Below are 1,652 nucleotides of genomic sequence, written 5' to 3'. Positions count from 1 at the left end.
GCGCCGAGAGCATCGCCGGCGCCCATGTCGTAACGCAGGTATCCGGAGATACGCAGGCAGGTTTCGGTGCCGGGGATGTAGAAGTAGCCAGCGCCGTAAGCGTCGCAGACGCGGACATATTCGACGGGTTCCGGCTCGGCGATGACGACAGCGTCGGCAGCGCGAGCACCGGAGACTGCGACGAGAGCCGCAGCGGAGCCGAGAAGAAGGCTCTTGATGTTCATTTCTGACCTCCAGTCAATTCCGGCTCGGCGATGACGACAGCGTCGGCAGCGCGAGCACCGGAGACTGCGACGAGAGCCGCAGCGGAGCCGAGAAGAAGGCTCTTGATGTTCATTTCTGACCTCCAGTCAAGAATCGACGGGAAGTCATGAAAATGAAATCAAATCAATATGTTGATTGATTAGAAGTCGTTCGGAATGGATCATCGGATCAAATCCGCTGATGACGGAAGGAGACGTTTTGCGGCAATTTTCAGTGTTGGTGCCTGCCATTGGCCGTTGCATAGAAGGACGGCCGTCATCATCGGACTTGATCCGATGATCCATTCCGGAACGCTTTTTCAAACCATTGATGGTGGAGAAGGAGAATTCGTACGCCCGAAGAGCATGGATGGCGGAGAGGATGGGATTCGAACCCACGAGACCCTTTTGGGGTCTACTCCCTTAGCAGGGGAGCGCCTTCGACCACTCGGCCACCTCTCCGGTACGGGCGAGATAGCCGGTAAAGCACGGCAGTTCAAGCGATTTGCAGGCAGGGTCGATGTTTTTCGTTTCATTAGCTGTCGCCGGCTGCCGGAAACGGGGCGCGGGCGAAGCAATGTGACCAGACCAAGGCTCGAATCGGGCACGCTTGGCGCCGGCCGAAGGCGAATCCGGCGCCGAATCCGGCAAAGTGTCGGCAAGGGGCAGATATCGCGTGCGTCGCGGTCGACGCTGTGGATAAGGGTGATTCACCCCTGATTCCCGTCCAAATTCCCGTAAAACGTGCGGATTGCAGGCCGTTTCGCGCGTTAAAGAAGATGAATCCGGGGTAACTCATATTAAGGAGTCCTGAACAAGCTGCCATGTCTGGGGCAATTTCGTGACTTTTCTGCAACAGCGCATATGCATAGCGCCGGCCGGACCCTTGCCTGACGTTATTCAGTGTTGAAACGCCAACCCCGGCGAGTATGGTCGCTCTGGAAGAAGGAGCGCTTCGGGGCGACTTTTTCGCGTAGGGGATGGGGACAGGTTGTCCTTCAGCCAAATCAGAATGCCCAGACCCATTTTTAACTTTGACTGGAGGTCAGAAATGAACATCAAGAGCCTTCTTCTCGGCTCCGCTGCGGCTCTCGTCGCAGTCTCCGGTGCTCGCGCTGCCGACGCTGTCGTCATCGCCGAGCCGGAACCCGTCGAATATGTCCGCGTCTGCGACGCTTACGGCGCTGGCTACTTCTACATCCCCGGCACCGAAACCTGCCTGCGTATCTCCGGATACCTGCGTTACGACATGGGCGCCGGCGATGCTCTCGGCGCTGTCGGTCGTGATCGCTTCCGCGTTGCTGATGGCGCTCTCCTCGAAGAGGGTGATGACACCTGGCGCAAGCGCCTGCGCTTCACGCTGCGCACGCACACCGCTTCGGAAACCGAGCTCGGCACGCTGCGCACCTA

Annotated in this window: 3 protein-coding genes and 1 tRNA gene; 1 reads left to right on the top strand and 3 read right to left on the bottom strand. The window is 58.5% G+C overall.

The genetic code is table 11. The features are described 5' to 3' along the window. From ATN84_RS16205 to ATN84_RS16200, 3 genes are all read right to left on the bottom strand, one after another. On the bottom strand, positions 1 to 224 hold a 224-nt coding region (locus tag ATN84_RS16205), incomplete at its 3' end, for a porin (RefSeq protein ID WP_201026394.1). A 144-nt stretch (positions 225 to 368) separates the two neighbouring features. Continuing rightward, positions 369 to 641 carry a hypothetical protein gene (locus tag ATN84_RS26965; protein ID WP_153020271.1) on the bottom strand — a complete coding sequence of 91 codons (273 nt, stop codon included), beginning with the start codon at positions 639 to 641 and terminating at the stop codon, positions 369 to 371. Beyond that, positions 614 to 704 (bottom strand) — tRNA-Ser (locus tag ATN84_RS16200). Before ATN84_RS16200 ends, ATN84_RS26965 begins: the two co-directional genes overlap by 28 nt. Before the next feature lie 589 nt (positions 705 to 1,293). On the opposite strand from ATN84_RS16200, the gene ATN84_RS16195 reads away from it, so the two are divergent. Beyond that, positions 1,294 to 1,652 (top strand): porin (locus tag ATN84_RS16195; protein WP_161939584.1); only part of this gene is annotated, 359 nt, incomplete at its 3' end.

It is taken from the genome of Paramesorhizobium deserti (genome assembly GCF_001558695.1).
Lineage (GTDB): Bacteria > Pseudomonadota > Alphaproteobacteria > Rhizobiales > Rhizobiaceae > Paramesorhizobium > Paramesorhizobium deserti.
Note: the sequence above shows the minus strand (reverse complement) of the source record. Positions and strands in the feature narration are given on the sequence as shown.